The sequence below is a fragment of the Sorangium sp. So ce1504 genome (assembly GCF_051521635.1).
GTDB lineage: Bacteria > Myxococcota_A > Polyangia > Polyangiales > Polyangiaceae > Sorangium > Sorangium cellulosum_B.
Map to the genome: position 1 here is coordinate 94,406 of NZ_CP150365.1, position 17,618 is coordinate 112,023.

Below are 17,618 nucleotides of genomic sequence, written 5' to 3' on the forward strand. Positions count from 1 at the left end.
CAAGGATGGTGCCGCCCGAGCTGCCCGTCTCCAGGTGGAGCGGAAGCGCTCGCGTCCCATGGCGGGACGGAATTCCATGGAAAATTGGTTACATCGCGGCAACCTGGGACGGGCCAGGGCGTGTAACGGCATGTTGCGGGGTGTGGCGTGCGCGCGCGGCGAGCCAGGCCGCCACAGGGCACCGAAGGGCGTGGAGGGGCGCGCGTCCGCACAGGGCGGCAGGCCCTGCGAGCCAGGTCGGGCTGGTCTGGCCGGGCGGGGGATCCGTCCTGAGATCGATCTCCGGAGCTGACCGTACGCCGAGGTCCGGCGAACGCTCGCCCGGGGCGGCTATCGATGCGGAGCTTGCTCCCGCAGGACGTGGAGCTCGTCCTCGCGGCCAGTCAAGGCTCTGTTCCCCAGGCGAGCACGCCGTCGTGGTACACGGTGACCCGCTCAAAAGGCATGAAGGCGGTGTTGGTGCCGAAGGAGTAGTCGTCGGTCTGCGTCATGCGGTCGTAATTGTCGCCGTTGTAGATGCGGATCTGCACATTTCCGGACGTGACGTTCGGGGCGATGCCACCTGCGGCGGCGAGGAAACCGAGCTCGAGATAGTGATCGGCCTTCGTTCCCGATGCCTCGCCGAACGTCCTTGTGACGTTGGCGCATCCACCGATGATCGACGAAAAGTCGCACTCGCTCTTGAGATCCACCTTCGCGACGTCGGCCGTGAACCAGTAGCGAATCGTCAGATCGCTGAGCGCGATGCTCGCATCGTCCGTGTTCTTGACCTGTACCATGAACGACAGATGCTGGGACTCGACGGTGGTGTCCCTCGCAGCATATTGCAGCTCGAGCGCCGGTGTGGTCACGCCGCCGGTGGTCGAGCTCGCGGTGGTGGAGCTCGTGGCGCTACCGCCGCCGGTGCCTGTCGTGCTGCTCGTCGTGGAGCTGGTCGAGCTGCTCGCCGAGGAGCTGGTCGAGCTGCTCGCCGAGGAGCTGGCCGAGCTGCTCGCCGAGGAGCTGGCCGAGGCGCTCGCCGAGGAGCTGGCCGAGGCGCTCGCAGCGTCGTCCCCGCCAGCGCCGCCCAGACCCCCAGCGCCGCCGGCACCATCGGCGCCACCTGAGCCGGACGAGCTGCTCACCGTCGCGCTCGTGACATAGCCCGCAGCGCTGGACGAGCCGCTCGTTGTGGAGCTCGTCGAGCCGCTCGTCGCAGATACGGTGGAGCCAGCGCCGGCTGAGCTGGACGAAGGTGCCCCAGCCGAGCTGGCGGAGGCGCCGCCCCCGCCTCCTGTGTTCTCGCCGTCCAGGCTGGAGCCTTGGGCACATGCCACGAGCGTCAGGAACGAGATGGCACAGAGCGCGGCGGTTCCCTTCGGCCAAGAGCTCGATCGGTTGACTCGGTTGACCCGATTGCCGCGACTGCCCAGCTGCGGCGGCGCTCCTGCCCTCGTCGACACCTTCCCCCTGGAACCCCGGATACGAGCTGCTCCCGAGGTCATCGGGCCGAGCAGCGACGCACACCTTGCCATCGGTCGCATCTTGAACACCCCTGCGACCGCTCGACCAAGTCCGAAGGCCGAACGGAAGGAAGTTGAGGTCAACAGCTTATAGAGAACCGCCTGGCATCAGCAAGAGGCTTGCCATGGGAACTTTCTGTCGATGTCGTAGCTGATGGGGTATTCGTCTACATGCATTTCCCTCAGATCGGGCGGATGAATGCTGGCCATACACTGGACGACGTTTCATGTGTTTTGCGGACACCGCGCCACGCCGCGCCAGCGGGGTCGGTGTGGCGTCCCTGGCGTCGGTCATGTGAAGTGACGGGGCCGCGCTGCGCGTCCTCCAGCGGAGGCGGCGCATGGGCCAGTTGAACTCGGAGTCTTCCATGAACCGCGTTGACCACGGCGCCGGTCTCTCCTCGTCGCCGAACGAGAGCACCGAACCGCAGAACGGGTCGCCCTTGCCCTCTGTGGAGGGCGCGCTCCAGCGAGAGGATCGGTCCGCCCAGCCGTAGTTCACGTCCAGGGGGAAGGGGCATGAAGACCAGGCGCTGCCTGTCGGTGAGCGCGCGAGGGGGTCACGTGGCGCGCGCGGGCTGCGAGGCCTCGAGCCGCGCCTTTTCAGCGAGCAGCAGCTCGGTGAACGCCGCGATGAACATGCGCCTGGCGAGCGATCCGAGCCGCTTGCCGACGAGCGGCAGCGGGATGTCGAAGCGTGATGTCCAGTCGATCTCCGTGCCCTCGCCGCGCGGAGTGAAGCGGAGACGCGAGCCCTGGTGCCGGAGCGGCTGCGTGCTCTCGACGATCTGGTAGTCGAACGAGGACGGCCGCTCGAAGGCCGTGATCTCCTCGACGTAGCGAATCCGCTTCCCGACGCGCACCTCGCGGAGGGCGCCGAGGCCGTTGTGCTCGGTGAGCCCTGGCCGGACGACCTTCGTGTGGGTGCCGTCCCCGGAGCACAGGAAGCGTTCGTGGTCAGCCACCGCGTCGAAAACCCGCTCGACCGGGGCGTGGATGTAGACGTTGACGTGGACCTCTTGCATGCGGCGACCATCGCACGAAGACCTCGCCGAGCGAGGGCGGGGTGGGGGGCGGGTGAGCGGGGAGTTCGCCGGTGGGCTTCAAGATCCGTTCCTGTTGAATGTGGCGGCGTCGCTGAGCTCAACCAGGGGGCGATCGTTGGTCCTCGGTCGGCGGCTCAACCTCGGTCGGCGGCTCAACCTCGGTCGGTCGGCTCAACCTCGGTCGGTCGGCTCAACCTCGGTCGGCGGCTCAACCTCGGTCGGTCGGCTCAACCTCGGTCGGTCGGCTCAACCCCGGTGCGGTTGACGGTGCGGTTGGCGCAGCTGGGCGAGCTCAACCATGGTGCGGTTGACTGTGTGAATGTGTGTCGATGTAAGACATGCTTTGCCTTGATGCCTTGCCAACCGAAGGAGGTCCTCATATAAAGTGAGTGAATGCTCACTCACCAATCCGGAGGCGGCCTATGACAGAAGCTGTGGATGCGCTGGTCGTCGGTGGAGGTCCGACGGGCTTGACGATGGCCGGAGAGCTTGTTCGGCGCGGGCTCGCAGTGCGGATCGTGGACAAGGCATTGGAACCGCCGCCGGATCACTCGCGAGCGCTCGTGGTGCAGACGCGGACGATGGAGATCTTCACCAGCATGGGGATCGCAGACGCCGCGATGGCGCGCGCCACGCGCGTCGGAGGGCTCAACGTCCTCCTCTCGAACGGCCAGCGCGCACGCTTGCCGATCTTCGACTTCCCGGAGCTCTCCACGCCCGTTCCAGGCATCTTCGTCATCCAGCAGTTCGACACCGAGCGCGTCCTCGAGTCGCGGCTCTCGGAGCTGGGCGTGACGGTCGAGCGCGGCGCCGAGCTCGCTTCCTATACCCAGGACAGCGCCGGCGTCACATGCACGCTCCGCAGGGTCGACGGGAACACCGAGGTGGTGCGCGCGAAGTGGCTCCTCGGTTGCGACGGCGCGCGCAGCGCCGTCCGCCAGGGCGCAGACATCGCCTTCGAGGGCGACACCTACGACGATCACTGCATGCTCGGCGACCTCGTCATCGACTGGCCACTGCCGGACGGCGACATCTATATCAGCCCTTCGCGCCGGGGCCTCGCAGCGGCCTTCCCCGTGCCCGGAAGCCACCGGTTCCGGATCGTCCTTATCCTGCCCGAAGCGTCGCCGGCGCGCGGCGCGTCGCTCTCGCTCGAGGAGTTCGAAGGCGTGATGCGCTCGATGATCCCCACGCCGTTCAAGATACAGAAAGCGATCGTCCTCTCGCGCTACCGGCTGCACCACCGCGTCGCCACGCGGCTGCGCAAGGGGCGCGTGTTCCTCGCCGGCGACGCGGCGCACATCCACAGCCCGGCCGGCGGGCAGGGGATGAACACCGGAATCCAGGACGCGTACAACCTGGCGTGGAAGCTCGCGGCCGTCGAGCAGGGCAGGATGCCAGCGTGGCTGCTCGACACTTACGAGATGGAGCGGCTGCCCGTCGCGCGCCGGCTGATCGCCTTCACAGACCGCCTCTTCGGGCTCATGGCCGGACACGGTCTCATGGGCCGGGCGCTGCGCATCGTCGCGCCGCGCCTCATGACCCGCGCCATCGGCGTCGCTGCCGTGCAACGCCGGATACTGGGGTTCGTCTCGCAGCTCAAGATCCGATATCGGAAGAGCCCGCTGTCCATCCAGATCGGGCACCCGCCGGAGCGCGGGCCCCGCGCCGGAGATCGCGCGCCGGACGCCTCGCTGCGCAGCGCGGCGGGACAGCAGGTCCACCTGTTCGAGCTGATGCGCGGCGTCGAATCCACGCTGCTGCTCTTCGCCGGTCAACCCCAGGGCAGCGCGAACACCGAGGCGCACGGGCACGTCCGGCGGCTCGCCGCGGAGCTCAGCAGGCCGGACCTCAAGGTGCTGGTCATCAGCGCGCCCGAGGCCGGAGGGTACGCAGATCCGGACGGGCGCGCCCACGTGGCGTACGGCGCCGAGGCGGCAGCCGCCGTCCTCGTCCGGCCGGACGGCTACGTCGGCGTGCGCTGCGATCCGCTCGACGAGCGCGAGCTCAGGCAGGCGCTCGACCGGCTCTTCACCCGCAGGGCCGAGGCCGCCTAGCGCACGCCGACCGCAGCGCGCCCGAGCCGCCGCGCGGCGCTGCTGGACGTCGAGGAGAGAGGACGCTGATGAGCCGACGCCCGCGCCCGCACGACACGTTGACCGAGGCGCAGAAGAAGATCGTCGACGCTGCGGTGGCCGCCTTCGCCGAGCAGGGCTTCCACGGGACCGCGACCAAGGAGATCGCGCGGCGCGCAGGGGTCGCCGAGGCGACGATCTTCAAGTACTTCCCGAGCAAGCGGGACCTCCTCCTGGGCGTCATCGGTCCCGCCGTCGAACGGCTCGTCGGGCCCGCGCTGGCGCGCTCCATGGACCCGCTTTTCGAGGCGACGTACCCGACCTTCGAGGCGTTCTTGCGGGCGCTCCTCGCCGAGCGCATCGCCTTCGTGCGCGCGCACCCGCAGCTGGTGCGCATCCTCGCGCAGGAGCTGCCGTTCGACGCCGAGCTGCGGCTCGGCTTCGCCGGCAAGGTCTTCGGGCCGCTCCTCGAGAAGGGGATCACCTTGATCGAGCACTTCCAGCGCGAAGGGCAGATCGTCGGGTGGCCGCCGCCCCTCGTCATCCGCTGCGTCGCCTCGACGTTCGTGGGGTACATCGTCCACCGCGTGTACATCGCCCCCGATGCGGCGTGGGACGACGAGGCGGAGATCGAGCGGGTCATCGCCTTCGTGATCCGCGGCCTTTCGCCTCGCGAGCCCGCGTGACCCCGCGCGTGGGCGTGCGGCCCGCCGGCCGCGCGCAGGCGCGCGGCGGCTCAGCTCGTCGTCAGCAGAGAGCGGAGCTGCGACGGCGACACCTGGTAGTCCTTGCCGCAATAATCGCAGCGGATGTCGAGGACCTTCCCGTCCGTGACCATCTCCTCGATGTCGCTCCGCGGCAGGCTCGCCAGCGTGGCCATCACCCGGAGCTCGCTGCAGCGACAGCTGAAGCTGAGCGGCGAGTCCTCGAGCCGTGAGAACGGCATGCCGTAAAGCAGCTCCCCGAGCAGCACGTCCGCCGAGGCTCCCTCGTGCGCGAGCACGTCGTCGAGGCGCTCGAAGTCCTTGAGCCGCTCGGTCATCACCATGAGCGGACCGCGCTCGACCTCCGGGAGCAGCTGCACGAGGTAGCCGCCGGATGCGCCGACGCCGTCCTCGCCGATCAGCGTCGCCACCGCGATCATCGAGACGACCTGCTCCGATTCCTGCATGTACGTCATCAGGCCCGCGGAGATGCCGCCCTCGGTCGGGATCTCGACGACCCCCTGGTGGAGCATGCCGCTCGGCAGCGTGCGCATGACCTGCAGCAGCGACCCTCCGCCGATCTTCACCGCGCTCTCCGCCGTGGCCCCCTTGCCCAGGTTGACGAGGCCGCGGCTCGTGCCGTCCGGGTGCGAGTCGGCCACCAGGGTCCCGTGACCGGCCGCGCCCTTGACGATCGCCTGGACCCGCAGGTTCGGCGCCATCGCCTCGCGCACGAGGATGGCGCCGGTGATCAGCTCTCCCAGCCGCTGCGCGGTCGCGCCGGTCGCAGATTGCACCGCGACGGCCCCCCGCACGGTCTCGGTGGTCAGCGCCGTGATGACGCGAAAAGCGCCATCCATCGTGATGGCGCGGACGACGGAATCAGAAGGTCGGGGCAAGATGCACTCTCCCGTGGGAAAACATCGTTAGGCCACGGACGGCCGATGGCAACCCGCGCCGCATCGATCGCCGCAGGCGGAGGCGCCCCGCAGGCGGGCGCGCCTCGCATAAAAGCATAGTTATTCCGTTGGCTTGTAGCACAGGCGCCCCCTCCTGCGCGGCGCGGGGGGGCGCCGCCCGGGGGGAGAGCTCAGCTGCGTCGGCGGCGCCGGTGCAGCACGGCGGCGCAGGCGCCGGTCGCGAGCAAGGCCCACGGCGCCGAGCGGCTGCCGTCGCCCTCCGCGCCCACCGTGCAGGCGCAGCCGCCGCCTTGCACCACGACGCCCTCACCGGGGAGCGGTGTGGTGCACGGGCCGATCGTGTTGTCGGGGTTGCGGCAACCCGGGACGCACTCCTTCGTCTCCTCGTCGCACACCATCCCAGCGCCGCAAGCGCTGTCCTGCTCGCACTCCGCGGGCTGATCGTCCGCGGGGTTGTTCGGATCGCGCTCGCCCTCGTCGACCACCCCGTCGTGGTCCGCGTCCTCCTCGCCGTCGCTCGCTCCGCCGCCATCGGTGTCGGCCTGCGTCGGCGAGGTCGTCGTCTCCCCGTCGTCGCCGTCCGGCACGCAGGTGGCCGCGTCGGCGTCGGTGTCCTCGTGCGAGCAGCCCTTGCCCAGCTCGGTCCCATCGAGGAGCCCGTCCCCGTCGCTGTCGGGATCGAGCGCGTTGATCTTCCCGTCCTCGTCCGTGTCGACGCCAGGCTCGACCTCCTCGCCGTCGAGCGCGCCGTCGTCGTCGCTGTCGGCGTCGTCCGGATCGGTGCCGAGCGCCGTCTCCTCGCTGTTCGAGAGGCCGTCGCCGTCGCGATCGCCGAGATCGTCCCCGGCGTCGTTCGGATCGGTCTCTCCCTCGTCGACCTTGCCGTCGTGGTTCAGGTCCTCATCGCCGTCGCTCTGGCCGCCGCGGTCCGTGTCGGGATTCACCACGCTCGTCGTGGTGGTCCCGCCGTCGGCGTCGGGCCTGCAGCTCTCGGCGGCGGCATCGGTGTCCGCGTCCGCGCAGCCCTTCCCCGCCTCGGTGCCGTCGAAGAGCCCGTCGCCGTCGCTGTCCGCGTCCAGGACGTCGGGCAGGTCGTCGCCGTCGCCGTCGTCGCTGGGGTTCGGCTCCTCGCCGTCGAGCAGGCCGTCGTTGTCGGTGTCGCGATCTTCCGGATCCGAACCGAGGAACACCTCGAGATCGTCGCTCAGCCCGTCGGCGTCTCCGTCGGCGTTCTGGCTGTCGTCGGCGCCATGGCCGGCGGTCGGCTCCGTCTCGCCGGCCTCGAGCGCGCCGTTCAGGTTGGCGTCCTCCGAGCCGTCGGTCGCGCCGCCCCGGTCGCTGTCACGGCTCAGCGCCGACGTCATCGTGGCCCCGCTGTCCCCGTCCGCCGTGCAGTGCTCGGCGTCCGCGTCGGTGCCGGGGCCGTCGCAGGCGAGGCCGAGCTCGGTCCCGTCGTAGAGGCCGTCGTCGTCGCTGTCCACGTCGAGGGGGTGGATGAGCCCGTCGCCGTCCGCGTCGTCCGCCGGGTTCGGCTCCTGCCCGTCCTGCACGCCGTCGTCGTCGGAGTCCGCGTCGTCCGGGTCCGTGCCCAGCGTCTCCTCGAGGTCGTCGCTCAGCCCGTCCTCGTCCCCGTCGTCGTTGTCGCCGTCGTCGTCGCCGCGCCCGCGGGTCGGTTCGGTCTCGCCGTTGTCCGCGACGCCGTTCAGGTTGGCGTCCTCGGAGCCGTCGCGCGTGCCGCCGTCGTCCGTGTCCGCGTCGAGCGGCGACGTCTTCGTGGCGCCGGCGTCCTCGTCCGGGGCGCAGCGCCGCGACGGCGCGGTGCCAGGGCCGTCGCAGCCCAGGCCGAGCTCGGTCCCGTCGAAGAGGCCGTCGTTGTCGCTGTCGACGTCGAGCGCGTTGAGGAGCCCATCGCCGTCCGTATCGTCCGCCGGGTTCGGCTCGAGCCCGTCGCGGACGCCGTCTCCGTCGGTGTCGGCGTCGTTCGGGTCCGTGCCGAGCGAGACCTCGAGATCATCGCTCAGCCCGTCGTCGTCGGCGTCCGTGTTCTGCGGATCGTCGTCTCCATGACCGGAACGGGGGTCGGTCTCGCCCGCGTCGAGCACGCCGTTCAGGTTGACGTCCTCGGAGCCGTCGCTCGCGCCGCCGCGATCCGTGTCGGCCTCGAGCGGCGACGTCCTCGTGGCGCCCGCGTCGCCGTCGGCAGCGCAGTTGCCCGCCGTCGCGTCGGTGCCCGGGCCGTCGCAGCCGAGCCCGAGCTCGGTCCCGTCGAAGAGGCCGTCGTTGTCGCTGTCGACGTCGAGCGGGTTGATCAGCCCGTCGCCGTCGTTGTCGTCCGTCGGGTTCGGCTCCTCGCCGTCGCGCACGCCGTCGTCGTCGCTGTCGGCGTCGTTCGGATCGGTGCCGAGCGTCGCCTCGAGATCGTCGCCGAGCCCGTCGTTGTCGGCGTCGGCGCGCTGGTCGTCGGCGCCGTGCCCGGCCGCCGGGTCGCTCTCGCCCGCGTCGAGCACGCCGTTCAGGTTGGCGTCCTCCGAGCCGTCGAGCACGCCGCCGTTGTCGGTGTCCGCGTCGAGCGGGTCGGTCGTCGTCGCCCCGGCGTCGCCGTCGGGCACGCAGTGCCCCGCCAGCGCGTCCGTCCCTGGACCATCGCAGTCCGTCGAGCCGATCTCCGTCGCGTCGTACAGCCCGTCGTCGTCGCTGTCGACGTCCCGCGCGTTGACGAGGCCATCGCCGTCGGTGTCGCGATCCCAGAGCTGCTCGTCGCCGTCGCTCACGCCGTCGTCGTCCGTGTCGGCGTCGTTCGGGTCCGTGCCAGCGAAGTTCTCGTCGCCGTCGCTCAGCCCGTCGCCGTCGCTGTCGACGAGGATCTCCGTGGGCGGCGTGCCCGGCTCCGCGCCGTTGCCGTCCGTCGGGTAGTCCTGGGCAGCGCCTCCCTCGGGGCTCTGCCCGGTGATGATGGCCTGGTTCGCGATCTCGCCGTCCGTGCCCGGATCGATGGTCACGCGGAACCGCACCGTCGTGGTCTCGCTGACGCCGAGCGACCCGCCCTGGGCCGCGTCGGCGCCGTCGCCGAGCCGGACGCGGATCGCCCGCGAGCCGGCGACGTACTCGCCCTCGTCGTCGCCGGGCGCGTCGGTCACGCCGCCCATGTTCGGGCCCGAGGCGATCTCGAGCGAGCCCGGCACGAAGGTGACCCCGGCGGGCAACGGGTCGTTCAGCACGACCGCCGCGGCGTTGTCGTCCCCGGTGTTGGTGACGAGGATCGTGTATTCGAGCGTGTCGCCAGGCGTGACGCCGCCGCCGTTGAGATCGAGGACCGACTTGGTCGACGTGGAGAGATCCGGGAGGCGCGTCGGCACCGACGTGATGAGGCCGCCGAGCAGGTAGCTGTCGGCGCCGTCGACGGCCGCCCCGACCTCGGCCTCCGTGTCGCCGGCCATGAGCAGGTTGGCCGGCACCTGCGTCACGTCGATGTCGATGCCGCTCATGCTCAGCGGCCCGCCGGTGAGCCTCGGCAGATCGCCCGCCGAGGACATCGGCGCGCCGAGGAACGAACGGGAGCTGTTGAAGAAGTTGTTCGCCGGGTTCTGTGCGTCGAACAGCGCGGTCCCGTTCCACTCGAGCGCGTCGCCGGTCGAGCTGTCGCCGTCGTACCCGATGACGCCGAGCTTCGCCTGGCCCCCGCCCGAGGGGACGACGAACCCCGAGATCCTCCAGCCGACCGTCGCGCCGTCGATCACCTGATCCAGCCCGTCGAAGACGGCGAGGTTCCGCGCGGGCGCGGTCGTCAGCTCGTAGAGCACGACCATCCACCAGCCGGCGAACGCGATCTGCTGGCTCACGCTGTCCAGATCGGTCCCGTTGGAGATCCCGCTCAGGCGATACGCCCCCGCGCCGCGCGTCTGCACGATCGACGTGACGTTGGCGACCGTCTGGGCGTGGGCGAGGCCCAAGATCTCCGTCTGGCCCGAGTTCGTACCGGTCACGCTGGAAGAGAAGCCGCCAGGCCGATCCAGGGTCACGGTGAGATCGGCCGAGGTGCCGCTGTCGCGGCTCACCGTCCAGTAGAGGTACGCGTGGGTCACCCGAGCGCCCGCGGGGAGGCTGAGGACCGCGGTGCTGCGGGCAGCCGCGGGGTCGACGCTGTTGTTTGCCTCGGCCTGGCCGGCGAGGGGGCTGTCGCCCCGCCAGTAGATATCGGGCGCGGAGTCCCCCAGCGTCGCGGTCGTGCCGCACGTCCCGACCGTGCCCACCAGCGGCGCGGGCGTGGACGACGCGCAGTCGTGCGCGAGCGTGTTGCCGATAAGGACGAAATCACCCCGCTGCGCCACCTGGACCCGCCGCACTGGAGCCGCGCTCGCGGTCCCGGAGAGCGCCCCGAGCAGCGCGGCGCTTGTGAGCCCCGTGAATGCCAATCGCTTTGCCATCGACGCCTCCAGCCTAGGGCTGCTTCTTTTCCTTCTCGATGATGTTGAACTGGACGCGCCGGTTCTTCTGGCGACCCGCCTCGGTCTTGTTCTCCGCGATCGGGACGTCGGGGCCGTAGCCCTTCGCCTGCAGGCGCTGGGCCGCGATGCCGCGCTCGACGAGCGCCTTCAGCACCGACTCCGCGCGGGCCTGGCTCAGCTTCGTGTTGAACTGGCGCGTGCCGCGGTCGTCCGTGTGGCCCTGGACCTCGATCTTGAGGATCTCCGGGTGGTCCTTGAGCACGCCGGCGACCTCGTCGAGCAGCTCGTTGCTCACCGGACGGATGGTCGCCTTGCCGGTGTCGAACTGCACCTGCTGCAGGATGACGATCTCGGTCTCGGTCACCCGGACCGCGACCGGGCACCCGTTCTGCGTCGGATCTTCGTTCGGCTTGCCCTTCTCGTTCGGGCAGGCGTCCTTGTCGTCGCGGATGCCGTCGCCGTCGGTGTCGCCCGGGCAGCCGTTCGTGGCCGGGTCGGTCGTGGTGAGGCCGGGCAGATCCGGGCAGGCGTCCGACGCGTCGGGGACCTTGTCGCCGTCGCGATCGGGCGGCGGCGGGCACCCGTGCTGCTTCGGGTCGTCGTTCGCCGGGCCGGCCTGCTCCGGGCAGGCGTCGACGTCGTCCGTGATGCCGTCCTTGTCGCGGTCCCCTGGCGGCGGGCAGCCGTTCTTCTTCGGGTCCGGCGAGGCGACGCCGGCCACGGCGGGGCAGGCGTCGACCGCGTCGAGGATGCCGTCGTGGTCCGCGTCCTTGGGCGGCGGACAGCCGTTCTTCGTGCGATCCGGGCTGCGGACGCCCGCGGTGTGCGGGCACGCGTCGTCCGCGTCGGCGATGCCGTCGGCGTCCTGGTCCTGCACGGGCGGCTTCACCTCGGGCGAGTAGGCGACCATGGCCACCGCGCGGAACGAGGGGGTGCCGACGCCGGGGGTGAGGCCAGGGCCCACGCCGAGCCCGGCCTCGAAGTCGTCCGCGAAGCGGTAGCGCCCGCCGAGCAGGGCTTCCAGGTTGGTCGTGCGCTGCTGGACGTCGGTGACCGTGACCGCGCCGGTGATCTCAGGGCCGATCTGCAGGCGTCGCTCGTCGTCGAGCAGCAGCCCGACGCCGGCGCCCCAGTGCACCGTCATCCCCTGCTCGACGTTGGCGAACTGCCTCGTGGACCGGAACTCCGGCCCCGCGGCGAGCGACCACACCGCGCGATCCAGGTGGCCGCCGAGGATGAGCTGCGGACCGCCGCGCACGCTGCCGTCGCCCGAATACGCCTCGGGGTCGCCGGTCGGCAGCCACACGTAGCCGCCGAGCGCGATCTGGAACGGATCGAAGTAGCCGCCGAGGAGCGTCGCGCGCGCGCCGAGCCGGAGATCCCCGAGGGCGCTGCTGGTCGGCGGCGGCAGCAAGGCGCCGGAGGCGGCGCCGCCGTCGCCCGACTGGAGCGCGATGGGCAGATCGATGTTCACCGTGAGGCGCTCCCACAGAGAGAGCGAGGCGCTCAGGTGGAGCAGGAGCTGGCTGCCGACGACTTTGCCGTCGCCGAACTCCTCGTTCCCCGACAACCGCCGCAACACGAGCGGATCCTGGGCGTAATCGCCGAGGAGCATGATGTGGGGTGCGGTGCTTCCTGCCGTGTAGGCGGACTGGACTCCGAACATCCTGTCGCCGGCGGGTGCAGGCTGGAACCTGTCGAGCGCGAAGCCTTCGGGTCTCGCGGGTTCCTGCGCCTCGGCGTGAGCCGCTGCGCCGAGCAGGCACAGCGCCGCCGCGAGCGCGGCCGTCGGATGAGTCCCCTGTGTACGAGCCGGCATGAACGAGGTCGCCTCCTTGCGCGAAGGAACAGCAAGCACCAGGAGTATCGACCGAAACGGCGGCGGCGTTCAACGTTTCACGAGGTTTTTGGGCGCGCGCCGGCCGATCGGGCCAGCTCGGGCGCGGCGCCATGCGGCGCGCGGGGGTCGTGGCGTCCCTGCGCGGGATCACGGCGCGGCTCGAGCCGGCGTCCGGAGTTTCCTGCGCGGAAGGTCAGGCCCGATGGCGTCGTGAGTCGGCGGTGTGTCACGTCGCACGGCAGGGTTGCTACCGGAGAGCGGCAGCGGTAAAGCGGCGGCCTGACCCCGCGGCACGCACTGCTTGCGGTACTCGTTTAGGAGGCACCATGTCCCGCGAACCCAAGAGTTTCGACAACCTCCTCGGCGGCAACGCCAAGGGCCTGAGCGACCTGCAGCTCAAGGCGCACTTCACGCTGTACCAGGGCTACGTGAAGAAGCTCAACGAGATCTGGGAGCAGCTTGGCAAGGCCGACCGCAGCGCGCCGAACTACTCGTACAACGCGTACAGCGAGCTGAAGCGTCGCGAGCCTGTCGCCTTCAACGGCACGGTGCTCCACGAGCTGTACTTCGAGAACATCGGCAACGGCTCGACGCAGCCGAGCGCCCAGTCGAAGAAGCTCATCGAGGCGTCGTTCGGCAGCTTCGACGCCTGGCTGGCCGACGCGAAGGCGTCGCTCCTGAGCGCGCACGGCTGGACGGTGCTCGTGTACGACTACCAGGAGCAGAAGCTCTTCAATAACCTCGTCCGGACCGAGCACGATGTCGGTCTGTTCGCGAACACGCATATCATGGTCGCCATCGACGCCTGGGAGCACGCGTACTTTGCGGACTACCAGACCAAGAAGGCGGACTATGTGGCCAACGTGCTCTCGGGCCTGAACTGGGATGTGATCAACGCGCGCCTCGCGCAGATCGGGCCGCACGCTCAGCAGGGGTGATCCTGTCGTTACCCGGCGGGGGCACCCGTCCCCGCCGGCTCACCGGCGAGTTCGGCGCTCCCGTGCCACGCGGCGACCACCTTCTCCTCGGGCCGGACTTCCCGCAGACGCGGCTTTCCAGATCATGCCTCGCCCCCAGTGCCCCGTCCGCGTTCGTCCTGTAGACTGGGCGCGGCGATGAGCAAGGCCGAGTCGAGCACCCGCGCCGCCGGGGAAGAGAGCCTCATCTACGTGCGCCGGATCCACCGGCGCGACCTGAACCGGGTCTGGGAATTCCTCAAGAAGGTGTTCCGCGACGTGAACCGGGAGACGGTCGAATACCAGCGGCCTCGCTCGAAGAAGCGGTTCCTCGAGGTCTACGAAGAAGAAGGGGTCGAGCAGCTCCTCTTCGAGGTCCGGGCGGCGCATGGTCAGGAGATCGTAGGCTACGCGGAGTGCGCCTTCGAGATCACCGGGACCGATAACTGGATGAACGAGCGCTACTTCACGAAGCACGACATGCGCCCGCTCTTCGTCGAGGAGCTCGCGGTCCACCCCGACTACCAGGGCCGCGGCGTCGGCGCCTTCATGCTCGAGCAGCTCGAGCACCTCGCGCGCATCCACGGCTGCACCCACCTCGTGCTGGAGGTGGCCGAGAACAACGACGGCGCCCTCAAGTTCTACCGGAAGCGCAGCTTCTACCGGCTCGACGCCGCGATCTTCATGGCGAAGAAGGTCGCTGTCGACGCGGAGCTCCTGCCGCCTCGGGCGCTCAAGAAGCCCCGCAGCCCGGAGGCGCTCGGCGCGCCCGCGAAGCCGAAGCGAGCGCCGCGGCGGACGCTGAAGGCGCGCGGCGGCGAGAAGAGGTCGAGCGCCCCGCCGCCGGCGTCGCGCCCGTCGGGCCCCGCGACGGACGAGGAGATCGAGCCGCTCGAAGAGGCGGAGAACGACGGCGGCGGCGACCCGCCGTGAGCCCGCTCGCGACGAGGCGCCCCCGCCACGGCGGGTGAGGGCGGGGTCAGACCGTGCCGTGCTGGCGCAGGGTTGCCGGCAAGGACAGCGCGTGATCGATGCAGGCGCGGATGTCGTCGAAGTTCGACAGGCCGTACCAGAACACTGTCCAGCTCTCGTTGCGGTAGCTGCCCTCGGCCTGCTGGAAATACCAGGGGTTGATCTCGTTGCCGTTCCGGGCGCGCCAGAACAGCTTCGGGTTCTCGCTCTTCATCCGCGTCCAGAGCGAGCCGCCGATCCCCACGCCCTGCGCCTCCGAGGTCACCGCGAACTTGTCGAGGTACGGAGTGAGCGGGGCCCTCCCGCGCGGGTCGAGCGTGAGGATCGCCGTCGCCCGGTAGGAGTCGGACAGGTAGATGCGATAGAAAGGCTTCTTGTCGAAGTAGTGCTCGTCGAGCTTCCGCTCGAAGCACGCCTCGAGCAGATCGCGAAGCCGGCCGCGGTCGATGCCGTCCAGCGTGTCGTGCCGGAGGATCCGCTCGCCGCGGCGGACGAGCGTGCCAGAGCCCGTGTGCGTGAAGAGCTCCTTCGCCAGGTGATCCGGCGACGTGATCGAGACCGACGAGGTCGCCGGCAGCCCGTCGAGCAGGAGCTTGATCTCCTGCAGCTTGAGGCGCATGCCGCCGTTCAGCGAGGGCTGGGCCATGAGGCCCGCGAAGTCCTCCTCGAGGTTGATGGCCGAGATGATGCGCCCGTGCTCGTCGAGGAGGCCACCCGTGCTCGTGAGGAAGATCATCTTGAACGGCTGCGTCGCGAGCGCGAGCTCGCGCGCGGCGACGTCGGCGTTGATGTTGAGGATCTGCCCGCCCGGCGTCTCCCCGAGGCAGGCCAGGATCGGCAGGTGCCCGGCGCGGAGGCTGGACCTCACCGCGTCGACATGGACGCGCTCCACCTTGCCCACCAGCCCGAGGCGCGGCTCGTCGAGCAGCGACGCCTCGAAGACGCCCGCCGTGATCGGCCGCGTGCGCGTGCCCATCTCCTCGAGCGCCTCGACGAGCCGCAGGTTCTCGCGGAGGAAGACGCGGCGGGCGATCTCCAGGATGCGGGGCGTCGTGACGCGCAGGCCATTGACCCGCTCCGTCGGGATGCCCGCCTGGGCGAGCGCCCGATCGAGCTGCGGCCCGGCGCCATGGATGACGACGGGATACAGCCCGACCTGGTTGAGGAACACGAGCGAGGTCGCGAGCGCCTCGAGGTCCTCGTCGAGGATGGCGCCGCCGACCTTGATGATCGCAAACTTCTGCTGATCGACGGCCGCGTACTGCTTCAGGTACTGCTCGACCTCCTTGCGGCTGCCGAGGTTCCTGAGCAGGCGGACGATGACGTCTTGCGTCGAACCCATCGTTGTCACCACCCGTTGGCCAGCACGTCCATCACGGCCTTCTGAACATGCAGCCGATTCTCTGCCTCGTCGATGACCATCGATGCTGGCGAGTCGATCACCGCGTCCGTGACCTTGACGTTGCGCCGGACCGGCAGGCAGTGGGAGAAGAGCCCCCCCGCGGTGAGCGCCATCTTCTGCTCATCGACGATGAAGTGCTTGTTCTTGTCGCGGATGGGCTTCTCCTGCTCCCAGCGCCCGAAGTAGGGAATCGCGCCCCAGCTCTTCGCGTACACGACGTGGGCGCCCTCGTAGGCGGACTTGATGTCGTAGGTGATCGAGAGCTTCTGCCCGTTGCCTTCGGCGCTCTTCCTGGCGGCGTCGAGGTAGCGCTCGTCGAGGTGGTACTCCTCGCTGGGGCAGAGGAGGGTCACGTCCATGCCGAGCTTGGACGCGATGAGAACGGCCGAGTTGGCGACCGCGGTGTTGAGCGGGCGCGGGTGATACGTCCAGGTGAGGACGAACTTCTTGCCGTCGAGGCGGCCGAGGCGCTCCTTCATGGCGAGCGCGAGCGCGAGCTCCTGGCAGGGGTGGGTGATGGTCTCCAGGTTGACGACCGGCACGGTGGCGTGGCGGGCGAAGCCCTGGAGCACCTTGTCCTGGCGATCGTCCTCCCAGCGCTGGAATTTGGGGAACGCGCGCACGCCGATGAGGTCGGCGTAGCGGGAGAGCACGCGAGCGACCTCCTGGATGTGCTCCTCCGGCTCGCCATCCATCGCGATGCCTTCCTCGAACTCGATGGGCCAGGCGCTCCGGCCAGGCTCGAGCACGACGGCGTGGCCGCCGAGCTCCCGGATGCCGACGTCGAAGGAGGTGCGCGTCCGCAGCGATGGGTTGAAGAAGACGAGCGCGATGGTGCGGTCCTTGAGGCGCGGCTCGATAGGCCGCCGCTTGAAGCGCTGCGCGCGCTCGAGGAGGCCCTCGATCTCTGCGCGGGTGTAGTCCATCGTGGTCAGGAAGTGCCGCATCGGATGCCTCCTCGTTTGAACGTCGCGGAGCGGGCACTCGCATTGGAGCAAGCCTGGCGGTGATGTCAACGCTGCTCGCGCCGCGCCGCGCGCGCGGGCGAGTCAAGGGGGCGGCCCTTCGCCTCCGGCGAGCGGGGACCGCTGCGCGACGCGACGAGGAGCCGGTGAGCGTGGTTCGCTTCGAGGAGATTCCGGGAGCGGGAACCGACGCCGGTGGCGGGCACGGTCTCGTGTCGGCCCCACCAGCCGCTGGACGAGCTCCTCGGCAGTGTCGGGACACCAGGATTGCAGGTGCTGATTTCAGGAACGAAAGGAGTACGCAGGTCCCCTGGGGAAAGACTCGCGGAAATCGAGGGCGCAACCCTTGGCCTGCATCCTGCTAAATAAGTAGGGCAGAGCGCCCGTGACGGTTTCCCCCCCCACCGTCGAATGGGCGCTCTTTTTTTTGTGCTTTGGTGGTGGGGTGGCGAGAAGGAGCGGGTGTTCCTGTGACGCTGGTCGTGATCCTCACGGTGCGCTGCGAGGCGCTCGACGCGTTCCGCGCGTACGAGAGGAAGGCCGCGGCCGTGATGGCACGGTACGGCGGTGCGATCGAGCGGACCGTGGTGACCGCGCCCGACGGCGCTGGGCTCACCCTGAAGGAGATCCACCTCGTCACGTTTCCGGATGAACAAGCCTTCTCGGCCTATCGCGGCGACGCCGAGCTCGGGGAGGTGGCGCACCTGCGGGACGCGTCGGTCGTTCATACCGAGATCCTGCGCGGGGAAGAGGGACCGGATTACCACGTCGCCCCTGTCTGACCGGCGCCG

Annotated in this window: 13 protein-coding genes; 6 read left to right on the forward strand and 7 right to left on the reverse strand. The window is 69.9% G+C overall.

Going from position 1 to position 17,618, the window contains the following annotated elements; all coding sequences use genetic code 11:
* Positions 1–383: 383 nt before the first annotated feature.
* Positions 384–779, reverse strand: a complete 396-nt coding sequence (locus WMF39_RS00365; protein ID WP_437743576.1) for a cellulose binding domain-containing protein — start codon at positions 777–779, stop codon at positions 384–386.
* On the opposite strand from WMF39_RS00365, the gene WMF39_RS00370 reads away from it, so the two are divergent.
* The gene (locus tag WMF39_RS00370; RefSeq protein ID WP_437743577.1) at positions 778–1,143 is read left to right on the forward strand and encodes a hypothetical protein; all 366 of its coding nucleotides are present in this window, start codon (positions 778–780) and stop codon (positions 1,141–1,143) included. The two genes, WMF39_RS00365 and WMF39_RS00370, sit on opposite strands and share 2 nt — an antisense overlap.
* A gap of 919 nt (positions 1,144–2,062) precedes the next feature.
* On the opposite strand, the gene WMF39_RS00375 is transcribed toward WMF39_RS00370, so the two are convergent.
* Positions 2,063–2,527, reverse strand: coding sequence for an SRPBCC family protein (locus tag WMF39_RS00375; RefSeq protein ID WP_437743578.1), 465 nt, complete (start codon positions 2,525–2,527; stop codon positions 2,063–2,065).
* Between the two features lie 443 nt (positions 2,528–2,970).
* Here WMF39_RS00375 and WMF39_RS00380 point away from each other — a divergent pair, with 443 nt between their 5' ends.
* Both WMF39_RS00380 and WMF39_RS00385 read left to right on the forward strand, forming a co-directional pair.
* Positions 2,971–4,605: an FAD-dependent monooxygenase gene (locus WMF39_RS00380; protein ID WP_437743579.1), complete on the forward strand. Its 1,635-nt coding sequence runs from the start codon at positions 2,971–2,973 to the stop codon at positions 4,603–4,605.
* A gap of 68 nt (positions 4,606–4,673) precedes the next feature.
* Positions 4,674–5,309: a TetR/AcrR family transcriptional regulator gene (locus WMF39_RS00385; RefSeq protein ID WP_437743580.1), complete on the forward strand. Its 636-nt coding sequence runs from the start codon at positions 4,674–4,676 to the stop codon at positions 5,307–5,309.
* Between the two features lie 50 nt (positions 5,310–5,359).
* Here WMF39_RS00385 and WMF39_RS00390 read toward each other — a convergent pair whose 3' ends face one another.
* From WMF39_RS00390 to WMF39_RS00400, 3 genes are all read right to left on the reverse strand, one after another.
* Positions 5,360–6,226 carry an Hsp33 family molecular chaperone HslO gene (locus WMF39_RS00390; RefSeq protein ID WP_437743581.1) on the reverse strand — a complete coding sequence of 289 codons (867 nt, stop codon included), beginning with the start codon at positions 6,224–6,226 and terminating at the stop codon, positions 5,360–5,362.
* A gap of 191 nt (positions 6,227–6,417) precedes the next feature.
* A complete protein-coding gene (locus tag WMF39_RS00395) occupies positions 6,418–10,671 on the reverse strand; it encodes a hypothetical protein (protein ID WP_437743582.1) in 4,254 nt (1,417 codons plus the stop codon).
* A gap of 13 nt (positions 10,672–10,684) precedes the next feature.
* Complete coding sequence (locus WMF39_RS00400; protein ID WP_437743583.1) at positions 10,685–12,511, reverse strand: OmpA family protein; 1,827 nt, start codon at positions 12,509–12,511, stop codon at positions 10,685–10,687.
* A 347-nt stretch (positions 12,512–12,858) separates the two neighbouring features.
* Here WMF39_RS00400 and WMF39_RS00405 point away from each other — a divergent pair, with 347 nt between their 5' ends.
* Both WMF39_RS00405 and WMF39_RS00410 read left to right on the forward strand, forming a co-directional pair.
* Entirely contained in the window at positions 12,859–13,470 is a 612-nt protein-coding gene (locus WMF39_RS00405) for a superoxide dismutase (protein ID WP_012232705.1), read from the forward strand.
* A gap of 177 nt (positions 13,471–13,647) precedes the next feature.
* Entirely contained in the window at positions 13,648–14,421 is a 774-nt protein-coding gene (locus WMF39_RS00410; protein ID WP_437743584.1) for a GNAT family N-acetyltransferase, read from the forward strand.
* 46 nt (positions 14,422–14,467) lie between these two features.
* Here the strand turns inward: WMF39_RS00410 and WMF39_RS00415 are convergent, their stop codons facing one another.
* Complete coding sequence (locus tag WMF39_RS00415) at positions 14,468–15,802, reverse strand: acetylglutamate kinase (RefSeq protein ID WP_437743585.1); 1,335 nt, start codon at positions 15,800–15,802, stop codon at positions 14,468–14,470.
* A gap of 5 nt (positions 15,803–15,807) precedes the next feature.
* Entirely contained in the window at positions 15,808–16,809 is a 1,002-nt protein-coding gene (locus WMF39_RS00420; RefSeq protein ID WP_437743586.1) for an N-acetylornithine carbamoyltransferase, read from the reverse strand.
* A 488-nt stretch (positions 16,810–17,297) separates the two neighbouring features.
* Between WMF39_RS00420 and WMF39_RS00425 the strand changes: the two genes are divergently transcribed.
* The gene (locus WMF39_RS00425) at positions 17,298–17,609 is read left to right on the forward strand and encodes a hypothetical protein (protein WP_437743587.1); all 312 of its coding nucleotides are present in this window, start codon (positions 17,298–17,300) and stop codon (positions 17,607–17,609) included.
* Positions 17,610–17,618: the final 9 nt, after the last annotated feature.

Excerpts from the sequence above, each read along its gene's own strand:
- WMF39_RS00420 (WP_437743586.1), bottom strand. The coding sequence starts at position 16,809 with ATGCGGCACTTCCTGACCACGATGGACTACACCCGCGCAGAGATCGAG.
- WMF39_RS00415 (WP_437743585.1), bottom strand. The coding sequence starts at position 15,802 with ATGGGTTCGACGCAAGACGTCATCGTCCGCCTGCTCAGGAACCTCGGC.
- WMF39_RS00380 (WP_437743579.1), top strand. The coding sequence starts at position 2,971 with ATGACAGAAGCTGTGGATGCGCTGGTCGTCGGTGGAGGTCCGACGGGC.
- WMF39_RS00370 (WP_437743577.1), top strand. The coding sequence starts at position 778 with ATGAACGACAGATGCTGGGACTCGACGGTGGTGTCCCTCGCAGCATAT.
- WMF39_RS00385 (WP_437743580.1), top strand. The coding sequence starts at position 4,674 with ATGAGCCGACGCCCGCGCCCGCACGACACGTTGACCGAGGCGCAGAAG.
- WMF39_RS00410 (WP_437743584.1), top strand. The coding sequence starts at position 13,648 with ATGAGCAAGGCCGAGTCGAGCACCCGCGCCGCCGGGGAAGAGAGCCTC.
- WMF39_RS00365 (WP_437743576.1), bottom strand. The coding sequence starts at position 779 with ATGGTACAGGTCAAGAACACGGACGATGCGAGCATCGCGCTCAGCGAT.
- WMF39_RS00375 (WP_437743578.1), bottom strand. The coding sequence starts at position 2,527 with ATGCAAGAGGTCCACGTCAACGTCTACATCCACGCCCCGGTCGAGCGG.
- WMF39_RS00395 (WP_437743582.1), bottom strand. The coding sequence starts at position 10,671 with ATGGCAAAGCGATTGGCATTCACGGGGCTCACAAGCGCCGCGCTGCTC.
- WMF39_RS00405 (WP_012232705.1), top strand. The coding sequence starts at position 12,859 with ATGTCCCGCGAACCCAAGAGTTTCGACAACCTCCTCGGCGGCAACGCC.
- WMF39_RS00400 (WP_437743583.1), bottom strand. The coding sequence starts at position 12,511 with ATGCCGGCTCGTACACAGGGGACTCATCCGACGGCCGCGCTCGCGGCG.